A 1,128-nucleotide genomic window follows, 5' to 3' on the forward strand; every position below is an offset into this window, starting at 1 on the left:
CCACCCCATCTTCCATCGCGCCAGCTTTCAGCCATTTGCCTATCAGGCGTAACACGCGCCGGTCGCCGATGCGATGCTCCAGAAACCGCAGTAGCCAGTCATGGCTGACGGTGTCGAAGAATCGACTGATGTCGGCGTCCAGTATCCAGTTCACATAAGTTCGCGCTATCCCAGTGGCCAGTGCATCCAGCGCATCGTGTTGACTGCGCCGTGGCCTGAAGCCGTACGAGAACCCTAGGAAGTCCGTCTCATAGACCGCGTTGAGCACCTCCACCACCGCGCGCTGGACGATCTTGTCCTCCAACGCGGCAATGCCCAGTGGGCGCAGCTTGCCATCCGCCTTCGGTATGTACTGTCGGCGGCTGGGCTGTGCCCGGTAGGCTTGGCGGTGAAGGCGCCCGTGCAAGTCGCTCAGGTTTGCCTCTAGGTCTTGCTCGTAGTCGCCCCATGTCATCCCATCGACCCCCGCCGCCGCCTTCCGTTTCAGCCAGAAGAACGACGCCTGCAATAAGTCAAGGTCGATCAGGTGGAACAGCGCTGTGAACCGCTCCTTCTTCCTTTGCCTTGCGGCTTCCCGCACACGGACCAATCGCTGGGACACGCTTAACCGGCTCAGCGTCCGGGACGTGCGTGAGCAGTCCATGTTCCCCTTGGCCTCCCCCCTTGGCTCCACCGACTCCGCCTCCGGTTGCCCGGACTTGTTCGCCAGCTTCGTCGCTACTATGGGGAAGTCCGACTTCTCCTGACCGTGCATCATCGGCTTCGGCTCCTCGCCTTCCCGATACGGACCACGCGGCTGTACTGCCGCCGCGGGCCGGTCAGGAGATCTCCCGGTTCCCGCACAAGGAGCGTACGTACATGCCAGGGTCTCAGACCGCGCCGAGTCGAATGGACGCTCGCGCGAGCGCGCCCATCCGTGTTGCCTTCCGCATACAGTAGTACGTCGGCACTCGGGACTGAATATGCTTTTCGCGGCTCAATGGCTGGCCTATACGCACCCCTGCCAACGCTTCGCTGCGCGCCTCGCGGTTCGCAGCGCATGACTCGGGGACAGCGTGATTCGCTAGATCTTCTGCTGTCAGGGACTTTCACCCTCTACTCCTTGCCGGTTAGCCGGCGCACACTGTA

The 1,128-nt window shown here is 62.3% G+C and carries 1 protein-coding gene; it reads right to left on the reverse strand.

The window, feature by feature from the left end; all coding sequences use genetic code 11:
* Window positions 1-757, reverse strand: a 757-nt coding sequence (locus AC1RKI_RS30055; protein WP_492798431.1) for a reverse transcriptase domain-containing protein, incomplete at its 3' end; no start/stop codon positions are given.
* Between the last annotated feature and the right edge of the window lie 371 nt (window positions 758-1,128).

It is taken from the genome of Cupriavidus sp. GW822-FHT06G04 (genome assembly GCF_058799075.1).